This window comes from Furfurilactobacillus sp. WILCCON 0119, assembly GCF_053471565.1.
This window is the reverse complement of the sequence record NZ_JBPCCV010000004.1, coordinates 116,529-133,369: the sequence shown is the minus strand read 5'-3', so window position 1 is coordinate 133,369 and position 16,841 is coordinate 116,529. Positions and strand designations below refer to the sequence as shown.

The window sequence follows — 16,841 nt, the reverse complement described above, 5'->3', positions numbered from 1 at the left end:
TCAAGTACCTCCTCTGTACTATTGTTCCAGTTCAAAGTTCTTTAAAGGTTATTTCATGTAACGTGATTCAAGCTCCCGGAGAATCTCCCACATTTGGACGTGTTGTGCACGCGCTAGCGCATCCAAGTCACGCATGTTCAGTGGTGTTGCATCCGTTTGCCGTTTGTTGAACGATTTATGAAGGGTCGTGTAGCCGTAACCACTTCGCTTAGCAACCTCATAAATCGTGAGGTCATGCTCTGTTAGATAGGTCTTCACATCGATAATTTCCATCGCACTTTCGTTACCTCCCTTCAACAATGAATACTATAACACATCTGTGGATGTAGCACAAGTGTGAACTAAAACTTTTTTAAAGCAGATTAATTGAGTGACTGGCAGAATCTTGGTACCGTAAAGATGACCAATCAATCATTTACTCAAAGGAGGACTTAATTATGGGCTGGTTATGGACATTAATTGTTGGTGGTGTCATTGGCGCAATCGCCGGGGCCATTACTAACCGTGATTTACCTGCCGGGATTATTGGCAACATTATTGCTGGGCTAGTTGGGGCCTCACTGGGACAATGGTTACTCGGAAGTTGGGGGCCAAGCCTTGCCGGAATGGCGGTGGTTCCTGCCATCTTAGGGGCCGTGATCCTGGTCCTCATCATCTCAGCAATCTTCGGGATGCAAAAGCGTCACGACTGATGACATGTTACTCACCTAAATAACTGCAAAAAGCGCCGGTGGAAGGTCATTTCAAAGACTTTCCACCGGCGCTTTATTTAGTTGTGTCACCATTTCGTTTGTTGATCAACACGCACTTAGCAAATCTGGTTGCCTAATGCCGTGAGTTCTTCTTTTGTTAACGTTGGCTGACCAACAAAGTGATTAATGGTCACTGCCCCATCTAACAGCCCACTGTCATCCTTCAAAGCCAGTGTGTTGTGCACCAGAGCGAGCGTCAGCCCATTACTTAAAAACGGGGTTTCGTTATCACTTGTGAAAAATGACAGCCCGTCATCACTCCCCAAACTAACCGCATATTCTGGATCAGCTTGCGCAACTTCAACTAACTGAAATTTATCACCAATGGCACAGGTCCCGCCCACAGTAGAATACTTATTGGAGCCATCATCTGTTGCCAACAGTAAAGTTGCATTTGCCGCAACCTTGTCAGCTAAGTAACGCTTTGCATCATCTTTTACCGTTAATTTCATTTTAATGGCCTCCCTAACAAATTGTAAGCAATTAATTCATCACATACATTAATCATTTTTGGGGCAGACTGCAAGCAACTTGCTCACCAGGTTGTTTCACATGAAACATTTTACTTATTTGGGCTGAAACGCAGCAGGCACTTCCCACGTTGTACAGTGCAAGGCCCCGCCCAGCGTTGATACCTTGTTGATTGGAATCCCGACGACCGTTTTATCCGTGTAGGATTGAATAAACTTAATGGCGCTGTGATCCGCTTTTAAATCAAACTGCGGGACATAAATGGTCTTATCCGTTTCAAGCATATTGATGTACAACCCCCGCGCGGAGGCAATGTTTGGATCAAACTGACCCTTTTCGGTGTAAGCCGACTTTATCGTCACCAATTTCACATCTGGCAACTCGCGCTGAATGATGCCCGCGACCTTTTTTCGAAACTGCGTGTCGCCCTCAAAGTCGCTAATAAACGCCAACTTCGGGCTAAGAAACTTTATCATCCCGTCTGAATGGGCCAGCGTATCCCCCGGTTCAGCAGGAATGACCACAACCTTTTTGACGTTCAGCTTTGTCTTCAACTCATTGATCACTGCCTTGTGCGACCACTTCCGGTTATCCGCAAAGACCCGGTTTGTCACCACCACTGCGTCGCCATGATTCCACTGCACATTGCCGCCATCAAGAACCAGTGCCGATGTTTGGTAGTTAAAGTGGTTTGTCGTGAGCCACTTGGTAAACTGTGTGTTTAGTGCCCGGCTGTCACTCTTCTTCAGGTACGCAGGCGAATGCTTAAACTTGACCATTTTCGTCGTAATAATCGGCGCTACATCACGAACCCAGATGTCATCATAGGTTGAAGATGTTGTCGGAAACGGCATCGTCCGTTTGGTGATGCTGAGTAGCTGGTCGTTTTCGCCAAGGTGCGCCGCAAACGTTTGATTATAGCGGATCAGGTCATCATTGACCGGCCGATAATAGCGATCATCCGCCCGCGGCATTGCTGTATAAATCATGGTTTCCCCTCCGTTCGCAAATACCGGTGCACTAAACCCCATGACGAGCAGTGCGCCCACCATCATTTTAGATAAGCACTTTAACATTAACATCCCCACTTTCCATTCTTAGCATCACCTGACCGCGCTTAGCCAACCACATTTCTCGCATCCTGTGAGTAAAGAGCCCATACTGATGACAATCCTTTTTCTACCAATCATGCAAAGGAGCTGAGTGCTGTGACAAAAATTTATGACTTTACCGAAACCGAAATGAATGGGCAACCATTACCACTTACGCAATACCAGGGGCACGTCGTTCTTATCGTCAACACCGCAAGTAAATGTGGCCTCGCACCACAGCTCATTGGCTTAGAGAGCCTCTTTCAAGACTATCATGACCAGGGCTTTACCATCCTCGGCCTCCCGTCTGATCAGTTCAAACAGGAACTGGCCACCGATGAGGCCACCAGTGACTATTGCCAGGTCCACTACGGGGTGACCTTCCCCATGACCAAACGAATCTGGGTCAATGGGCCAAACGAAGATCCCCTCTTTACGTACCTAAAGGCCACAGCTGGTCACGGTCGCATTAAGTGGAACTACACTAAATTTCTTATCGGCCGTGATGGCACCGTGATCAAACGGTACGCACCGACCACAACCCCGGCCGCCATTGAAGCAGACATCGTCACTGCTTTAGGCCACGTTGCAACCCGGTCATGAGTTACCAAAAGCACATTTATCACAACATCTCCGGTGACCGGTGGCGTGTGATTAGTGCGCTTTTTAATGTAAAAAGTCATTGCTTTTATCGAACGTTTGTTCGTATAATGAAGACAGTCTTGACTGCGGAGGTCTTCATTTTGAATTCAATTACAACTGAACGTTGGCTCGCCCAACTCATGCAAATTCCACACGGGGGTCACTTTAACTTGACCGCCCTACCGGTATACCAAGCACACCGGCATGATGCGCCCTTTTGTCGCGCTGTTGCCCAAGCCTTCAATCAGTGGATTGCGCTTACCAACGGTGCTTATGTCCGCATCGTGACGACTGGTTATCGCCGGTGTTAATGCGAATAGGTTCGAATTGCTGGCGGCGTATATGTTTTCATGAACGTCCACGCTTCTTCTAGTGATGTCGCAAATAGTAATTTATCGCGACCACTCGCCGTTAAGAAGCCAGTAGCCACCATTTGATCGTACATTGTTTCTAACGGATCGTAAAAATGATCGACGTTGTAAAACACGCACGGGGTCTCATTGTCACCAATTAGGGCCCATGAAAAGGCCTCGCTTATTTCTTCTAACGTTCCCGGGCCACCGGGGAGCGCCAGACACCCATCCGCTTGGGTGAGCATCGCCACTTTACGGGCAGCCATATCAGGAACTACCGTTAGTTCTGTGAGATCTGCCGCGCCAGTGCCACGATCAGCCAGCTCCTGAGTGATAATGCCATGAACCTGGCCGTGATCCGCTAACACTGTTTCAGCCAGCAGGCCCATCAGCCCCATGCGGCCACCACCATAAACCAACGTTAAGTCATGATCGACCAGCCAGTGACCCGTTTCTTCGGCGGCCGTTTGGTACACCTGGTGATTTCCCGGGGCCGCGCCACAGTATACTGCTACTTTTTCCATTACCACGTACTCCCTTGTTAAGTCTTCATTCATCATACTGCATTCACCACAAAAAACGACATTTACGGACGGAATCCCATCCATAAATGTCGTTTTGCGTTATTTCCTATGATTAAAGCGCTTCGGCCTTTAATTCTTTCGAATCAATGGCGTTCAACCGGTCTGCTAGATCAAACATGGCAGAGCGTGAGTTAACGTACGTCTCATCATCGTATTGTAATAAGCTTTGGCAGTCTGTGACCTTTTGGTAAATTTCGTCACGCTGCGACTTTGACTTTGCCGTCAACCGAACAACCACCTGGCGTTCGTCAATCTTTGACCGTGTCCGTTTAACCCAACCGCCTAATTCCAACCGGCGTAATAATGGGGTAAGCGTCCCACTATCTAAGTTTAACCGCTTGCCGATCTCGTTAACCGTCAGCTTGTCTTGTTCCCATAGGGCACACAAGGCGATGTACTGTGGAAAGGTCAGGTTATATGGCTTTAACGTTTCGATGTAGAAGTGGTTGAACAACTTGCTGGCGTTGTAAACCGCCACACACAACTGGTCATCTAACAACCGTGGTTCGATGTTTTGTTCCATGAACTTAATACCTCCATACTAAAGAAAATCTATCTGAAGTGAATTTTACGATACCAATTAGCGTATCACAAATAATCCCTCTCTGGCTACTCACCTTGTTAGCTTTGCTCATCGTTTGCTAACCATTTACTTGTTAGCAACGTTTAGTGAAACCAGCGATCTTGGCTCATTTGTAATACCCCCGCCCATATTGCGACGATTCATATAGATAATACTCCCTTTAGCCGAAAAATGGCACAATAATCGCTAACTTTTATTTAGAAGAATTTTTAAGCCTTGATTTAACGAGCGTTCTCAGCTTTTTTGTGGTGATTTATTTTCAATCTTAAGGCTCCTTAAAGGTCAACCCCCGATAGTAATGCCAACCACAAATGACATGGAGGACTTGCCAATGTTAACCACGACTGAACTATCCGAATCTGAATTCATGACCTTTGAACAAACGTGTGCGAACGGCTGCTTTTACCAAACGAGTTGGCAGCGCCAGCTCCTGGCTGATCAAGGCAACATCACTGTTTATCTGGGCCTTCGTGACGACACAAGCTTGGTTATGGCGGCCCTGTTGGTGGGGCGTAAAATCCACTTTGGTTACCGCTTTGAGGTGTACGGCGGCCCCGTTTTCCCGAAGGACGCGCTGACGTTTGACCGCCTTAAGACCTTTCTTGAATGCCTCACCACGTATGCTTACGATCACGAGGGGCTGGAATTTTCCTTGTTGCCCAACCTAGATCGCTACGTTTTAAATGACGACGGTGAGATCGTAACTGAGCAAAACGCCGAGCTCATTCATATGCTTGAGGTTCTCCACTATCGCTACACCGATTTCACCGCAACTGGTTACCAAAAGGCGACCCATGCAAATCACTTTGTTTATAAAAAGACGCTGAGCGGCTTGACCGCGGCAGAGCTGACCGCCAGCTACTCAAAGGCCACGCGCTACAACATCAATAAGGCCAAAGAGGTTGGTGTTGAGCTGCGCCAGTTGACCTTTGATGAACTCGCTGAGTTTAAAAACAATACCGAAGCCACGGCTGAACGGCTTCACTTCAAGGACAAACCGTTAAGCTATTACCAAAGTGCATTTCAAACTTACGGGGATCACGTTAAGTTTATGGTGGCGGAGCTGAATTTACCCCGCTACATGACACGCTACCAAGATAAAATCGATCAAAATCAGCACCAAATCGCGGAACTAGCTGCTAAACACAAAGCCTACAACGATAAAAAGATCGCCGAGTTGGAACGGCAAAACGCAAATCACCATCAGAAAATCACGCAAGCCAATACCTTCTTAGAAGCGTTTGGTCCTGTCCTGAATATTGCTGGTGCGATGTTCATCAGCCAACCGCAAGAAATGGACTACGTTTTTAGCTATACCAACGAAACGTTTAAGGCCTTTCGCGGACCGTTCTTACTTCAGGACACGATGATGCACGAAGCTGCCGCGGCTGGCATCCCCACGTACAACTTTTTGGGCATCGCCGGTCAGTTTGACGGAAACGACGGTGTCTTCGAGTTCAAACGTGGCTTCAACGGCTACCCCACTGAGATCCTTGGTGAATTTACGAAGATCATCCGCCCTGCCAAACACCAGATGCTGTCGGTCTTCAAAGAATTGAAACAACTTGTTTCATAATTTTCATGCTCAATGCCACGCTTGTGAAAATTCCGGAATGTTTTTCGGAAAACACACTGAAAACGACAAGATAATCATATGCAAGCAATTCCTTACCAAAACTAGACCACTTAAGACAACAACTAGGTATTGATAATTGTAACTATGACAGTTATAGTTTACTTGTGAATAAAGTTACGACATGTTTTCACAAATTCCGAAAGAAGGTTTTTCATTTATGGTTGAACGTAGTTATGATTTCTTAATGCCAAGTGTTAATTTCTTTGGCCCTGGTGTCATCAGTAAGATTGGTGATCGCGCTAAGATGCTCGGCATGAAGAAGCCGGTCATCGTTACCGACAAGTTCCTTGAAGGATTAGAAGGCGGTGCCGTTCAACAAACGTTGGCTTCATTGGATGAAGCTGGTGTTGACTACGTCATTTACAATGGCGTTGAACCTAACCCAAAGATCCGCAACATTAAAGAAGTTAAAAAGTTATATGAAGATGAAGGCGCTGACTCAATCATCACTGTTGGTGGTGGGTCTGCCCATGATACTGGTAAAGGTGCCGGAATCATTTTGACAAACGGTGACGACATTACCACACTGGCTGGAATCGAAACCTTAGACAAGGCTTTGCCACCATTGATCGCCGTTAACACAACTGCCGGAACTGGTTCAGAATTGACCCGTCACGCAGTTATCACTAACGAAGAAACACACTTGAAGTTCGTTGTTGTTTCATGGCGGAACATTCCGTTGGTTTCATTCAACGACCCAAGTTTGATGTTAGATGTTCCAAAGAGCTTAACGGCCGCTACTGGGATGGACGCCTTTGTCCAAGCCGTTGAACCTTACGTTTCTGTTGACCATAACCCAATCACCGACTCACAATGTATCGAAGCCATCAAGTTGATCGAAACTTCCTTACGTGAAGCCGTTGCTAATGGTCACAACTTGGAAGCACGGACCAAGATGGTTGAAGCTGAAATGTTAGCCGGAATGGCCTTCAACAACGCCAACTTAGGTTACGTTCACGCCATGGCTCACCAATTGGGTGGTCAATATGACGCGCCTCATGGTGTCTGCTGTGCCCTGCTTCTGCCTTACGTTGAACAATACAACCTGATTGCTGACCCACAACGGTTCGCTGAATTAGCTGAAATCATGGGTGAAAACACTGAAGGTCTGTCAACACGTGACGCCGCTGAATTGTCCATCAAGGCCATGAAGCAATTGTCACAAGATGTTGGAATCCCTGCTTCCATCAAGGAAATCGGTGCTAAGCCTGAAGACTTTGAACTGATGGCTGAAAACGCCTTGAAGGATGGGAACGCCTTCTCTAACCCTCGTAAGGGAACTAAGGAAGACATCATCAAGATCTTCCAAGCAGCTTACGACGCTGAATAATTAACGCCTTAACCGTGCTTAATGCACAAATAAGCCCTTCGTCATCTGACGAGGGGGTTTATTTTGGCCAAAAATCGGCATGATGTCGCCGTATAAATGCGGTTTTCCACAAGCACAAATAGTTGGAACAACGCAAAATTACGGGTACCCTAATGACAAATTCACTGAATCTTATCGGGGGTACACCATGAAAAATCAATCATCATCCGTCACCACCGGCCAAATGTTCCGGTTCGTGTTCGGACAAGTTTTAAACAAGAAATGGTTGCTCGGCCTAAACGTCGTGGCCCTGGCCATCATTTCATTGCTTGAGTTTGTGATTCCACAGTATGAGCAATTCATCATCGACCACGTTATTCCTCATCACGACATCGGTTTGTTAACGGAGGTCGTCCTCGGGTTGCTGGGCACTGCCATTGTTCTTGGCGTCCTCAACTACGTTTCCACCTATTACATGGGGGTGCTTAGTCAAGGCGCCATTACAAACCTGCGGACTGACCTCTATCGCTACATTTTGCGGTTGGACACCCACTTCTTTGAGTCCAGCAAAACGGGGGATCTGATGGTGCGGCTCACAAGCGACATTGGTAACCTGCAAAGCCTCATTTCGGCCAACATGCTTTCCATGGTTGGCAGCATCGTGACGTTTATCTTTGTCTGGATCTACATCTTTATTATCAACTGGCAAATGGCTGTGGCCGTCACGTTGACCTTTCCACTGATGTTTCTCATCTACCGGGTCTTTCGGAACCGAATTCACAACGCCTTTCGTGCCGCCCGTGCCTCACAGGCGCAAATGTCCAACCAAATGCAAAATACCCTGACCCAGATCGACTTGATCAAAAGTTACACCAATGAGGAACTCGAGCAGGATCGGTTCAGTACGTTTGCCAACAAGAACAAACAGGACATGATTAACGCGACGCAAAACCAGGCCCTGTTTTCACCGCTGATTGATTTCGTAAACTACCTGGGTGTTGCCATCATCCTCGCATTGGGGGCGTACTTCGTCATTCAGCGCCAGTTAACGGTGGGGCAATTAGTTGCCTACCTCACCTATGTCGCAATGCTACAGAGCCCCATTCGGGCCTTCACCCAGATTCTTAACCAGTTGCAGCAGTCTTTGGTCTCCTATGGCCGCGTGATGGACATCATGGCAATGAAGCCAGCCATCGTTTCCGCACCGGACGCACAGGCCTTCCCCACCATTCGCCAAGGGATCGACCTTCAACAAGTTTCGTTTACGTACCAAGGAGATGACGACCAGGTCAAGGCCACGGTGCCCGCGGTTCATGACATCACCTTCACGATTCCGTTTGGTAAAACAACGGCCCTGGTCGGTCACTCTGGGTCCGGTAAAACCACCCTCACAAAGCTCATCGACCGGCTGTACGACTTAGATAGCGGTGACATTACGTTTGATGGCGCACCAATCAAACAACTGCAAATTGCGTCCCTGCGCAAAAACATCGCCATCGTCTCGCAAGACGTGTACATGCTGGATGGCACCATTGAGGAAAACATTCGCTACGGCCGCGAAGATGCCACCACCGAGGAGCTTTGGAACGCAGCGACCATGGCTGACATTGCCGACTTCATCCACGGCCTGCCCGATGGCATGCAGACCCAAATTGGGGAACGGGGCGTCAAGCTGTCCGGTGGTCAAAAGCAGCGGCTCTCCATCGCCCGTGCGCTGTTGAAGGACGCGCAAATCGTCATTTTAGACGAAGCCACCGCCAGCCTTGATAACGAATCTGAAAAGACGATTCAGCACGCCCTGGAAAACCTGATGCAATCACGGACCTCACTGGTCATTGCGCACCGCCTTTCCACCATCCACAACGCGGATCAAATTATCGTCATGGATGACGGCCGCCTCGTCGAACACGGAACCCATGAGCAACTGTTAGCTCAAAACGGCGCCTACGCGAAGCTGTACAACGCGCAGTTTAATTAAAGACAGTGACCGTCTGAACAATCGGCGTCAATGAAATTAGCATAAAAAGTGTCCCTAAATGAACCAGCACCCGAAAGTTGAAGCAAACTTTTGAGAGAACTGGTCATTTAGGGACACTTTTGTTTAACAGGCTTGTGTCCGTAAAACATAGGCCTTCAGAAAACATCAATTAGCTTTCTGAAGGCCTATGTTTTGCGAGGATACGATTTTGATTCTATTGATCTAACATAGATCTAAAACAATTTACCAGTTTCAAAGCAGTTAAAAGCGTGTTCTTGATCCTATTGATCTGACATAGATCTAAAACCCATGATGGACGTCGGTTTGTTTTCGTCCTGTTCTTGATCCTATTGATCTGACATAGATCTAAAACTTTAACGCGATGTTACGCAACCAGAAGTACGTTCTTGATCCTATTGATCTGACATAGATCTAAAACGGGACGAGGGGCTAAGTAGTAAGAATGATTGTTCTTGATCCTATTGATCTGACATAGATCTAAAACCTTTGTAGACACTGAATTCCAATTGCCGCCGTTCTTGATCCTATTGATCTGACATAGATCTAAAACATAACTAGTTAACGGATTAGCTGACGCTTGGTTCTTGATCCTATTGATCTGACATAGATCTAAAACGGCAATGATGGTCGATTACGGTACTCGAGTGTTCTTGATCCTATTGATCTGACATAGATCTAAAACCTTCCCCGCTATTAGGTTATTGGGGTATGTGTTCTTGATCCTATTGATCTGACATAGATCTAAAACGTCGGTAATTTCGTGTCGGTCTTCCGGAATGTTCTTGATCCTATTGATCTGACATAGATCTAAAACTGGCGAATGGGATTATAATAAAATTCGCCTGTTCTTGATCCTATTGATCTGACATAGATCTAAAACTTCTGTTTATGGATATGAAGAACAGGGTCGGTTCTTGATCCTATTGATCTGACATAGATCTAAAACTTGGTAAACGGTTAGAATCGCCATTCATTAGTTCTTGATCCTATTGATCTGACATAGATCTAAAACCATAGTGACGAATAAACGAATCACGGTAATGTTCTTGATCCTATTGATCTGACATAGATCTAAAACCTTGTTCGGGACGTTCGGGGGTAACTTTTGGTTCTTGATCCTATTGATCTGACATAGATCTAAAACTGGGACGCTGCTCTTCCTTACTAATCCGTGGTTCTTGATCCTATTGATCTGACATAGATCTAAAACCGTTCTTTTATCACAAAATTATCATAATGATTTTACCGCCAATCAACAAAGTCCTTGTCGATGTAGATATAATCACACTTTTCAAACATTGTGCGTCGATTGCAGTTTGAGAATTCTATGAGAAGCAATGGGACCTGAGCGTCAGCAACCACCTCCGCCAGCTGACAAAACTGGGTGACATTGAGGTAGTGACTCACGTTCGTTAAAACGAGCATCCGCTGTTCATTAATTTCAGTAATGATCTTGATCAACGTCTCCATTTTAACATACGGATCTTGATTCACATGTTCAGGAATTGTAAGACCGGCACTTTTAATGACAGCCTCTAGGGAAAGGGACGATGATACTTCTAATGGCAAATCAAGCAAATAACTAGTCTCTAAGACATGGGTTTTAACGATTCGAACTTCGTCGGCAAGCTGACTCCACTCATCAGTTGCTAGGACGCTTAAACGTGCCAAAACCATTTTCATAAAAACTTTATTGAGATCAAGTTCCAACATTGGATCTCCAAGCCAATAACTAAGCTTACTTGTTTGTGCTAATTCCCAGTCATCCGCGCTGACGTGAAGCTGATCCGTATCGTCTTTGAACCCGGTTATCAATTCCAAATAATGCTGGGGACTGGCCACATCAACCACCGTAACGCGACCAGACTTTACGTTTATTGGTTCAAAAGATTCAAACGCTAAATTCATATAATCAACGTCCTTTCCGCTGAATTTCGTGCATCATCTTTTGGTGTTCCTACCAAGAAATTCATTGATTGATACTGTTTTTCTGTGACAATCAACGTTTGGACAAGACCCGCTAATGGTGTAATCATTGCGATTCTTTTTTCCATCAATTGTGCTGAACTCCGGTTAACGCACACTCGTACGTAAACCGAATACTGCATCATTAAAAAGCCTTCGTTAATTAAGGCCTTACGAAACCGCCGATAGTTTCGTTTTTCTTCACTACTATCCATTGGCAAGTCAAACATGACCATTAATCGCATTATTCGATACCTCATTAGGAATTTTCACCTCGATTTTCAAACCATCGTCATCGCCACTTAAATAATTCACACAATTCCGGACATGCTCAGTTAATGCATTCCGAACTAGCATTGTCTTACCATTAAAATCAATTTCTAAATTAAGCAATTCTACAAGACCAAACTTAATGTCTGGTGTTAGTTCATTGAATCGCTGTTGACATAGCCAGTAGTCCACTATTGGTCGAAATGGTTCCATTAAATCCGAACCCAAATTATACGGATTTTCATCACTATAATGGTGAACACCAATGCACGTCAGGTATCCATTATTCACAATTTCACGGTCAACAAGCGCCAAAATAATTGCGTAACCATAATTTAACGCAGCATTTGTTGCATCAAATTGACGCCGCGAAAATTTATCGCCAAATAATAACGGAAAATATTTCCGTGCGGCAACCGCTTCACGATTCGTGACGTCTCCTAGTTCCAACTGATCCAGTTCATCTTCCAACGCAGTCGCATCAATTGCCGCATTCGTTAAACATTGAATCTGATTTGTCACCTTCGCCTGAACCATCGTTGTCCATAAACGTTGGCACCGATCTGGCGACCAGTTGACCTGTTGTGCCACTAAATCTGCCGTTCGTCGATGCGTCGTTAGGCTTTCAAATTCACCAACCGGTTGACCATCCTTACCAGAAAAAATGATTTTTGTGTGCACTTGTGCCAGTGCTGCAATTGCTGCCGTTGTAATGACTGCCTGTGTGGTGCTAATTAGTAAGACGTCAATGTCATCAATCGGCACCCTTACGACCCCTTGATCCGTTTGCACCACCAAACAATTTGCCGATAGTGAAATTTTTGAATGTTGTGTCACAACTACACTTCGCCATCCCATGAAATGACCCCTCCTTGTGTCACCAATTATTCTGTGCTATATTACTGGTGTTGGAACTGACATATTCCAATTTTTGATCCTATTGATCTGACATAGAGCGTTAAAATCAAGCAAGGCTTCGGCCGAGTTTAAACCTGTGGGTTCGCTATTCGGACCACTACATAACAAAAGGTGGCATCGAAATTATTTTCGATGCCACCTTTTTAATTTTACAAAGAACTAAGTGAAACCGTTCGAGTAAAAAGACCGGTTGGTGATGTATAAATTAACTGCGCGTCTTTGGATAGATATATTTTTTTCATCTGTAATTGACCAAGATTAACCTTTATTCCTAACACCTTTAAATCAGTTGTCTTTTTATTTGCATGCAACCCAATCAAAATATTATTTATTGCATCCAATTTAGTGAACCCTTCTCCATCAACTGGTAAGGCCACGAATTTATCCCTTGAAGATAATAAACTATTACGGAAATTACCAACATCATATAGTGAAAAATACCTATCAACCTGAGTCAAAATATGATCAAAAATTTCATTTAAGTGCTGATCGTAATCTCCATCATTATGATCAACCAACAACTGCTGATCTGCTCTTGAGAGAAATAGCTGTTGTAAATTGTGATAATATTGTGCGCTACTAAAGGAAAATTTCGTTCCATTATCCTTAATTTGTTGGCCAAGTAAAAGTTTTTTAATAACAATCTTAAAACCGTCATGGGCAATGCCGCGTTTGCTTTCGCCATTTAGCGTTTTATAAATAACCTCATATAAAAAGGCGTCAGCAACTGCATCACCTTGATTTCGACGAACGCTTTCTAGTTCATCAACAGTCAATGTGTCGATTCCAACAACCCGATACTCCTTTCCAGCGGTACTTTTTGCTAATTTCACAACACTCAAATAAGAAACTTCACGCTTTGTATACCCACCGTAAACATCAGTCGGCATCCCTTTTTTAATCGGAATGAGCTTCTTTGATTGATCGTCCCTAGCCTTATAAAGGGTCTGCTTAAACATTGGCCCATGATTCGTCGTTGTTTCATGAGTTACAAGCATGGTCTTAAAGTTATAAACACGATCCAATTCGGCCAGTTCGGCCTCTTTTGACCAATAAATTTCACCCGTCTCATGATCAACTACATCACTCTTTAACTGGCTGACGAAATTAAAACTTCGCATCTTCTGCGTTGCATCCTTGTATGGTGTGTACTCTCCATAGACAAAAAATGGCGTTAGTTTGGGATACTGGTTCAACAAATAACTTCCAATTTTTGCGGTTAACAATGCGTCAAAAGCATGATGGTAATCATTAACGTTTCGCAGTTTGGGGAAATTAAACGTAGTTCGAAAATCATGATTCAATCCTGCTTTAATCAGCACAATTTGGGTTTGATCTGTCGAATACACGTCATTTAACAAATCAGCCGTTAGTTTAATAATCTGGCGGGTTTCTGTTAACTGACGGGCAATAAACCCGGTCGCGTACTTATCAATGTCTCCTGGTCGCATCATTAAATGCTGCAATTTCCGCTGGGAAATTAAGCCTTGTTTTTGCCAAGTTTGCCACAAATTCCCCATGGACTTCTGGAATAATTCTGAAGCAAACCGATCGTTTTTCTCACGGTTAATTTTGGAATGAACCAAAACCCGATTATCAAGTGAATCATCCTTGATTAAATTCTGCGGCAAAATATGATCAATATCATAGCTACTCAGTGCATCAATTGACAGCTGCTTCCCTGTATAGATGTCGCGTCCATTTTGCATAAAGTACAGAACCAATCGATCCGTAAACGTGGCTTTATCCTTAATTTTTTCATCCAGTTCCTGAACAATCTTTGGATCAATCAACGTTTTAGCAACATCCTGATACAAATTCTTTAATTGTTGGCCACGACTGACCGTGTTTTGCTCGCTGAATATCAGCAACAACCTTCATCACCTCACGCAGCGCCTTTTTGTTTTCAGGTGACGTGTAGAAGCCGTCGATCAATTCATCACTTGTTTGTCCCTGCATGGCAAGACCGTTTGCTTCATTGATTTTTTGGGCAATGGCCTCATCGGTTTGAATCTGCATGAAGTTTTTATTGGTCGCCCACATCAAATCAATGACATTATTTCCGTCTATATCAGTCAGCTCAGTTAGTAATTTCTTTGAGAGTTGCCCCCACCCACGATACCGAATCCGGCTCAGCTTCTTTTGTTGCTCCGCCGTTAACCACTCAATTCCGGCCAGCTTTTCACTAAAAATGGTTGCGTCCTCAAAGAGTGTTGACCACGCGATGATTTGTTCAATGTCATCACGTTTTGTTAGGTCATCGACGACATCGCCCAACACATTTTTGAAGTCAATGTAGCTACTTAATGTGCTAGTAAACTTCTTCGGATCTGACAATCCCGTAATGACATCCTCTTCGGTTTGATGCTCATTATGTGCAGTAAGGTTCTTTTGAATTTCCTTAACCGTAACGCCCTTTTTATGCTTAAATAATTCATTGAAAAAGCGCTGCTTTTGCTTTGTTGTCACAGGCTTACCGTTAATGCGAATTTTGTTCAGTTCGTTCAACACTTCGAATTTTTGGTAAAGCAAACTTTGTGCTGGGAGGACATCTTCACCAATCAAGTACGTGTCAGTCGTCTTCATTCGTTCAATAAAGGCCTCTGCAGAAGCTGATCGATCAACTTTATCATCGAAGTTCCATGGTGTAATCGTTCCAGTTGCCTTTCTGACCATCCACGCAAACTGAGTTTCTGGTGTTTCCTTCCCGGTGGAGCTAGTCACCATGGGGCCAACATAGTACGGAACGCGGAAGCTAACCAATTCATCTAATTTATACGGTAGGCTCAAACGATGGTCTTCCACCGGATTTGGCTCAGCTAACCACGGATAATAAGTACATTGGTTCTCAATGATTGCGTCCAATTCAGATTGATGCACTTGGTGTGGCACAACTCCGTTAGCTTTGGTTCGCAGCTTAGGCATAAACTTCCCTGTCGCGATTTCGTCAGCAATTGTTTTGGCAGCATCACTTTCCTTAGCATCCACATCAACATACTTTTTAAGTGCCTTGTAAAAATCATCTTGAGGGACGGCCTTGCCATCTTTTCCAGCAATATAGACATCGTACGTAGCCCGAATTTCACGCGCACGAGTTGCATCCGACTGTTCCTTGCAGTAGTTCTTCAACAGCGCCAAATCGTCACTGTGTTGCTTATACAGAGCCATCATCCCCTGTGAGAACGTCTTTCCTTCGGGGATAATCCCGGCCAATGCAATGACACCATAAAGGTCATTTAGCTCTGCCAAAAGGCTTTGAAAATCGTCTGGTAAGTTACCACCTAGGGTATCGAAGAATTCTGCAAACCCATCAAACTTAATCTCGAGGCCAGCATCCTTTTCACCGTCTTGAAGCACCCACAAACGCGTCTTCATTCCAACAATGGCTTTGATCAGTTCTGTCACAAGTTTTTTCCGAATTGCTTTTTGCTCGCGGTCACCAGCTTCGTTCACGACGGCAAGAATTAGCGTTGTTACTTCTTTTTGACGATCTGACTGACTGCGTTCGTTTGCCATTAAAACCGCTTTAATCTCAGTCAATCCGTGTTCATCGGTTGGTAATATTAAGTCGACCTCTGGCATGTTCACTTGGAAATAGTCGTTAATGGCCTCAAAGTGAGCCTTTAAGTTTAATTCACCAGTTTTAAAATCCGCGGCCCGCCCCGCTAGTAAAAAGTGGCCTCGTGACTTCACAATGTGGTGAATGGCCAGATAAATTTCACGCACATCAAATTGCCGGTGCTCCGTCATTAATGCGTTACGCAGATGGTACATCGTTGCATATTTAGCGTAAAATTCTTCATCCAATTGGTCGTTAAACAGTCCTTTTTCAGCCGGCAACTTACCAGCCTTAGCGGAACTTCTAGAGTGTTTTTGCCGTAAAAAGAACTCACGATCTTTTTCAGTAATATAGGGGTCAAAAATTTCCCGTAGTAACCTTAGCCGCCAGCGCCGCCGACCTAACCGCCGCCGTGTCGTCCGAAAACCGCGGCGATCTGCGGCAGATGTTCCTGCTTCAAACAGATGCGCACCAATGGCTGTTTTCCCCTTCACCCGCGTAACGTGTCCGTCCTCATCTGTGACAGCAAACCCCACTGAATTCGTCCCAATATCTAAACCGATTCCGTATCGTTGTTGCATCATGAGCCCTCCTAGAATTAATTCCTTATCAAATGCTAAGTTCATTTTATAACAAAGTTCGATCAATACAATCAATTTCAGGTAATGAGCCAGTTCAATTTATCATGTAGCGATACTAAAAAGACGTC

General features: G+C 44.8%; 14 protein-coding genes, 1 pseudogene and 1 CRISPR repeat array. Of the genes and pseudogenes, 6 read left to right on the top strand and 9 right to left on the bottom strand.

Annotation, left to right across the window (positions count from 1 at the left end):
• Positions 1-48: 48 nt before the first annotated feature.
• Positions 49-273: a helix-turn-helix domain-containing protein gene (locus ACRYI5_RS07750; RefSeq protein WP_407880701.1), complete on the bottom strand. Its 225-nt coding sequence runs from the start codon at positions 271-273 to the stop codon at positions 49-51.
• Positions 274-434: 161 nt separating this feature from the next.
• On the opposite strand from ACRYI5_RS07750, the gene ACRYI5_RS07745 reads away from it, so the two are divergent.
• On the top strand, positions 435-692 hold the full coding sequence (locus ACRYI5_RS07745) for a GlsB/YeaQ/YmgE family stress response membrane protein (RefSeq protein WP_407880730.1): 258 nt from the start codon (positions 435-437) through the stop codon (positions 690-692).
• Positions 693-808: 116 nt separating this feature from the next.
• Here the strand turns inward: ACRYI5_RS07745 and ACRYI5_RS07740 are convergent, their stop codons facing one another.
• Together ACRYI5_RS07740 and ACRYI5_RS07735 are read right to left on the bottom strand one after the other, a co-directional pair.
• On the bottom strand, positions 809-1,204 hold the full coding sequence (locus ACRYI5_RS07740; RefSeq protein ID WP_448224880.1) for an iron-sulfur cluster biosynthesis family protein: 396 nt from the start codon (positions 1,202-1,204) through the stop codon (positions 809-811).
• 114 nt (positions 1,205-1,318) lie between these two features.
• On the bottom strand, positions 1,319-2,212 hold the full coding sequence (locus tag ACRYI5_RS07735) for an agmatine deiminase family protein (protein ID WP_448224879.1): 894 nt from the start codon (positions 2,210-2,212) through the stop codon (positions 1,319-1,321).
• 219 nt (positions 2,213-2,431) lie between these two features.
• Between ACRYI5_RS07735 and ACRYI5_RS07730 the strand changes: the two genes are divergently transcribed.
• Positions 2,432-2,917: a glutathione peroxidase gene (locus tag ACRYI5_RS07730; RefSeq protein ID WP_448224878.1), complete on the top strand. Its 486-nt coding sequence runs from the start codon at positions 2,432-2,434 to the stop codon at positions 2,915-2,917.
• A 140-nt stretch (positions 2,918-3,057) separates the two neighbouring features.
• The gene (locus tag ACRYI5_RS07725) at positions 3,058-3,267 is read left to right on the top strand and encodes a hypothetical protein (protein WP_407880694.1); all 210 of its coding nucleotides are present in this window, start codon (positions 3,058-3,060) and stop codon (positions 3,265-3,267) included.
• Here the strand turns inward: ACRYI5_RS07725 and ACRYI5_RS07720 are convergent.
• A complete protein-coding gene (locus ACRYI5_RS07720; protein ID WP_448224877.1) occupies positions 3,264-3,833 on the bottom strand; it encodes an LOG family protein in 570 nt (189 codons plus the stop codon). The genes ACRYI5_RS07725 and ACRYI5_RS07720 overlap by 4 nt on opposite strands.
• A gap of 112 nt (positions 3,834-3,945) precedes the next feature.
• Complete coding sequence (locus tag ACRYI5_RS07715) at positions 3,946-4,416, bottom strand: MarR family winged helix-turn-helix transcriptional regulator (RefSeq protein WP_407880690.1); 471 nt, start codon at positions 4,414-4,416, stop codon at positions 3,946-3,948.
• 391 nt (positions 4,417-4,807) lie between these two features.
• Between ACRYI5_RS07715 and ACRYI5_RS07710 the strand changes: the two genes are divergently transcribed.
• The 3 genes from ACRYI5_RS07710 (at position 4,808) to ACRYI5_RS07700 (ending at position 9,399) form a co-directional block, all read left to right on the top strand.
• On the top strand, positions 4,808-6,052 hold the full coding sequence (locus ACRYI5_RS07710) for a peptidoglycan bridge formation glycyltransferase FemA/FemB family protein (protein WP_448224876.1): 1,245 nt from the start codon (positions 4,808-4,810) through the stop codon (positions 6,050-6,052).
• Between the two features lie 217 nt (positions 6,053-6,269).
• The gene (locus ACRYI5_RS07705) at positions 6,270-7,442 is read left to right on the top strand and encodes an iron-containing alcohol dehydrogenase (RefSeq protein WP_407880687.1); all 1,173 of its coding nucleotides are present in this window, start codon (positions 6,270-6,272) and stop codon (positions 7,440-7,442) included.
• Between the two features lie 187 nt (positions 7,443-7,629).
• A complete protein-coding gene (locus tag ACRYI5_RS07700) occupies positions 7,630-9,399 on the top strand; it encodes an ABC transporter ATP-binding protein (protein WP_448224875.1) in 1,770 nt (589 codons plus the stop codon).
• Between the two features lie 204 nt (positions 9,400-9,603).
• Positions 9,604-10,630: direct repeats of the CRISPR family, unit length 36 nt; unit sequence GTTCTTGATCCTATTGATCTGACATAGATCTAAAAC.
• Positions 10,631-10,662: 32 nt separating this feature from the next.
• Here the strand turns inward: ACRYI5_RS07700 and csn2 are convergent.
• From csn2 to cas9, 4 genes and pseudogenes are all read right to left on the bottom strand, one after another.
• Entirely contained in the window at positions 10,663-11,328 is a 666-nt protein-coding gene (gene csn2, locus ACRYI5_RS07695) for a type II-A CRISPR-associated protein Csn2 (RefSeq protein ID WP_448224874.1), read from the bottom strand.
• Positions 11,325-11,630 carry a CRISPR-associated endonuclease Cas2 gene (gene cas2 / locus ACRYI5_RS07690; RefSeq protein WP_407880681.1) on the bottom strand — a complete coding sequence of 102 codons (306 nt, stop codon included), beginning with the start codon at positions 11,628-11,630 and terminating at the stop codon, positions 11,325-11,327. The genes csn2 and cas2 overlap by 4 nt, the downstream gene beginning before the upstream one ends.
• Complete coding sequence (gene cas1, locus ACRYI5_RS07685) at positions 11,608-12,513, bottom strand: type II CRISPR-associated endonuclease Cas1 (protein ID WP_448224873.1); 906 nt, start codon at positions 12,511-12,513, stop codon at positions 11,608-11,610. The genes cas2 and cas1 overlap by 23 nt, the downstream gene beginning before the upstream one ends.
• Positions 12,514-12,722: 209 nt before the next feature.
• Positions 12,723-16,713: pseudogene (cas9, locus tag ACRYI5_RS07680) on the bottom strand (type II CRISPR RNA-guided endonuclease Cas9).
• Positions 16,714-16,841: the final 128 nt, after the last annotated feature.

What these genes read in the sequence shown, in the direction of transcription:
- ACRYI5_RS07750 (WP_407880701.1), bottom strand. Translation starts at nt 273, where the DNA reads ATGGAAATTATCGATGTGAAGACCTATCTAACAGAGCATGACCTCACG.
- ACRYI5_RS07740 (WP_448224880.1), bottom strand. Translation starts at nt 1,204, where the DNA reads ATGAAATTAACGGTAAAAGATGATGCAAAGCGTTACTTAGCTGACAAG.
- ACRYI5_RS07735 (WP_448224879.1), bottom strand. Translation starts at nt 2,212, where the DNA reads ATGATTTATACAGCAATGCCGCGGGCGGATGATCGCTATTATCGGCCG.
- ACRYI5_RS07720 (WP_448224877.1), bottom strand. Translation starts at nt 3,833, where the DNA reads ATGGAAAAAGTAGCAGTATACTGTGGCGCGGCCCCGGGAAATCACCAG.
- ACRYI5_RS07715 (WP_407880690.1), bottom strand. Translation starts at nt 4,416, where the DNA reads ATGGAACAAAACATCGAACCACGGTTGTTAGATGACCAGTTGTGTGTG.
- ACRYI5_RS07710 (WP_448224876.1), top strand. Translation starts at nt 4,808, where the DNA reads ATGTTAACCACGACTGAACTATCCGAATCTGAATTCATGACCTTTGAA.
- ACRYI5_RS07705 (WP_407880687.1), top strand. Translation starts at nt 6,270, where the DNA reads ATGGTTGAACGTAGTTATGATTTCTTAATGCCAAGTGTTAATTTCTTT.
- ACRYI5_RS07700 (WP_448224875.1), top strand. Translation starts at nt 7,630, where the DNA reads ATGAAAAATCAATCATCATCCGTCACCACCGGCCAAATGTTCCGGTTC.
- csn2 (WP_448224874.1), bottom strand. Translation starts at nt 11,328, where the DNA reads ATGAATTTAGCGTTTGAATCTTTTGAACCAATAAACGTAAAGTCTGGT.
- cas2 (WP_407880681.1), bottom strand. Translation starts at nt 11,630, where the DNA reads ATGCGATTAATGGTCATGTTTGACTTGCCAATGGATAGTAGTGAAGAA.
- cas1 (WP_448224873.1), bottom strand. Translation starts at nt 12,513, where the DNA reads ATGGGATGGCGAAGTGTAGTTGTGACACAACATTCAAAAATTTCACTA.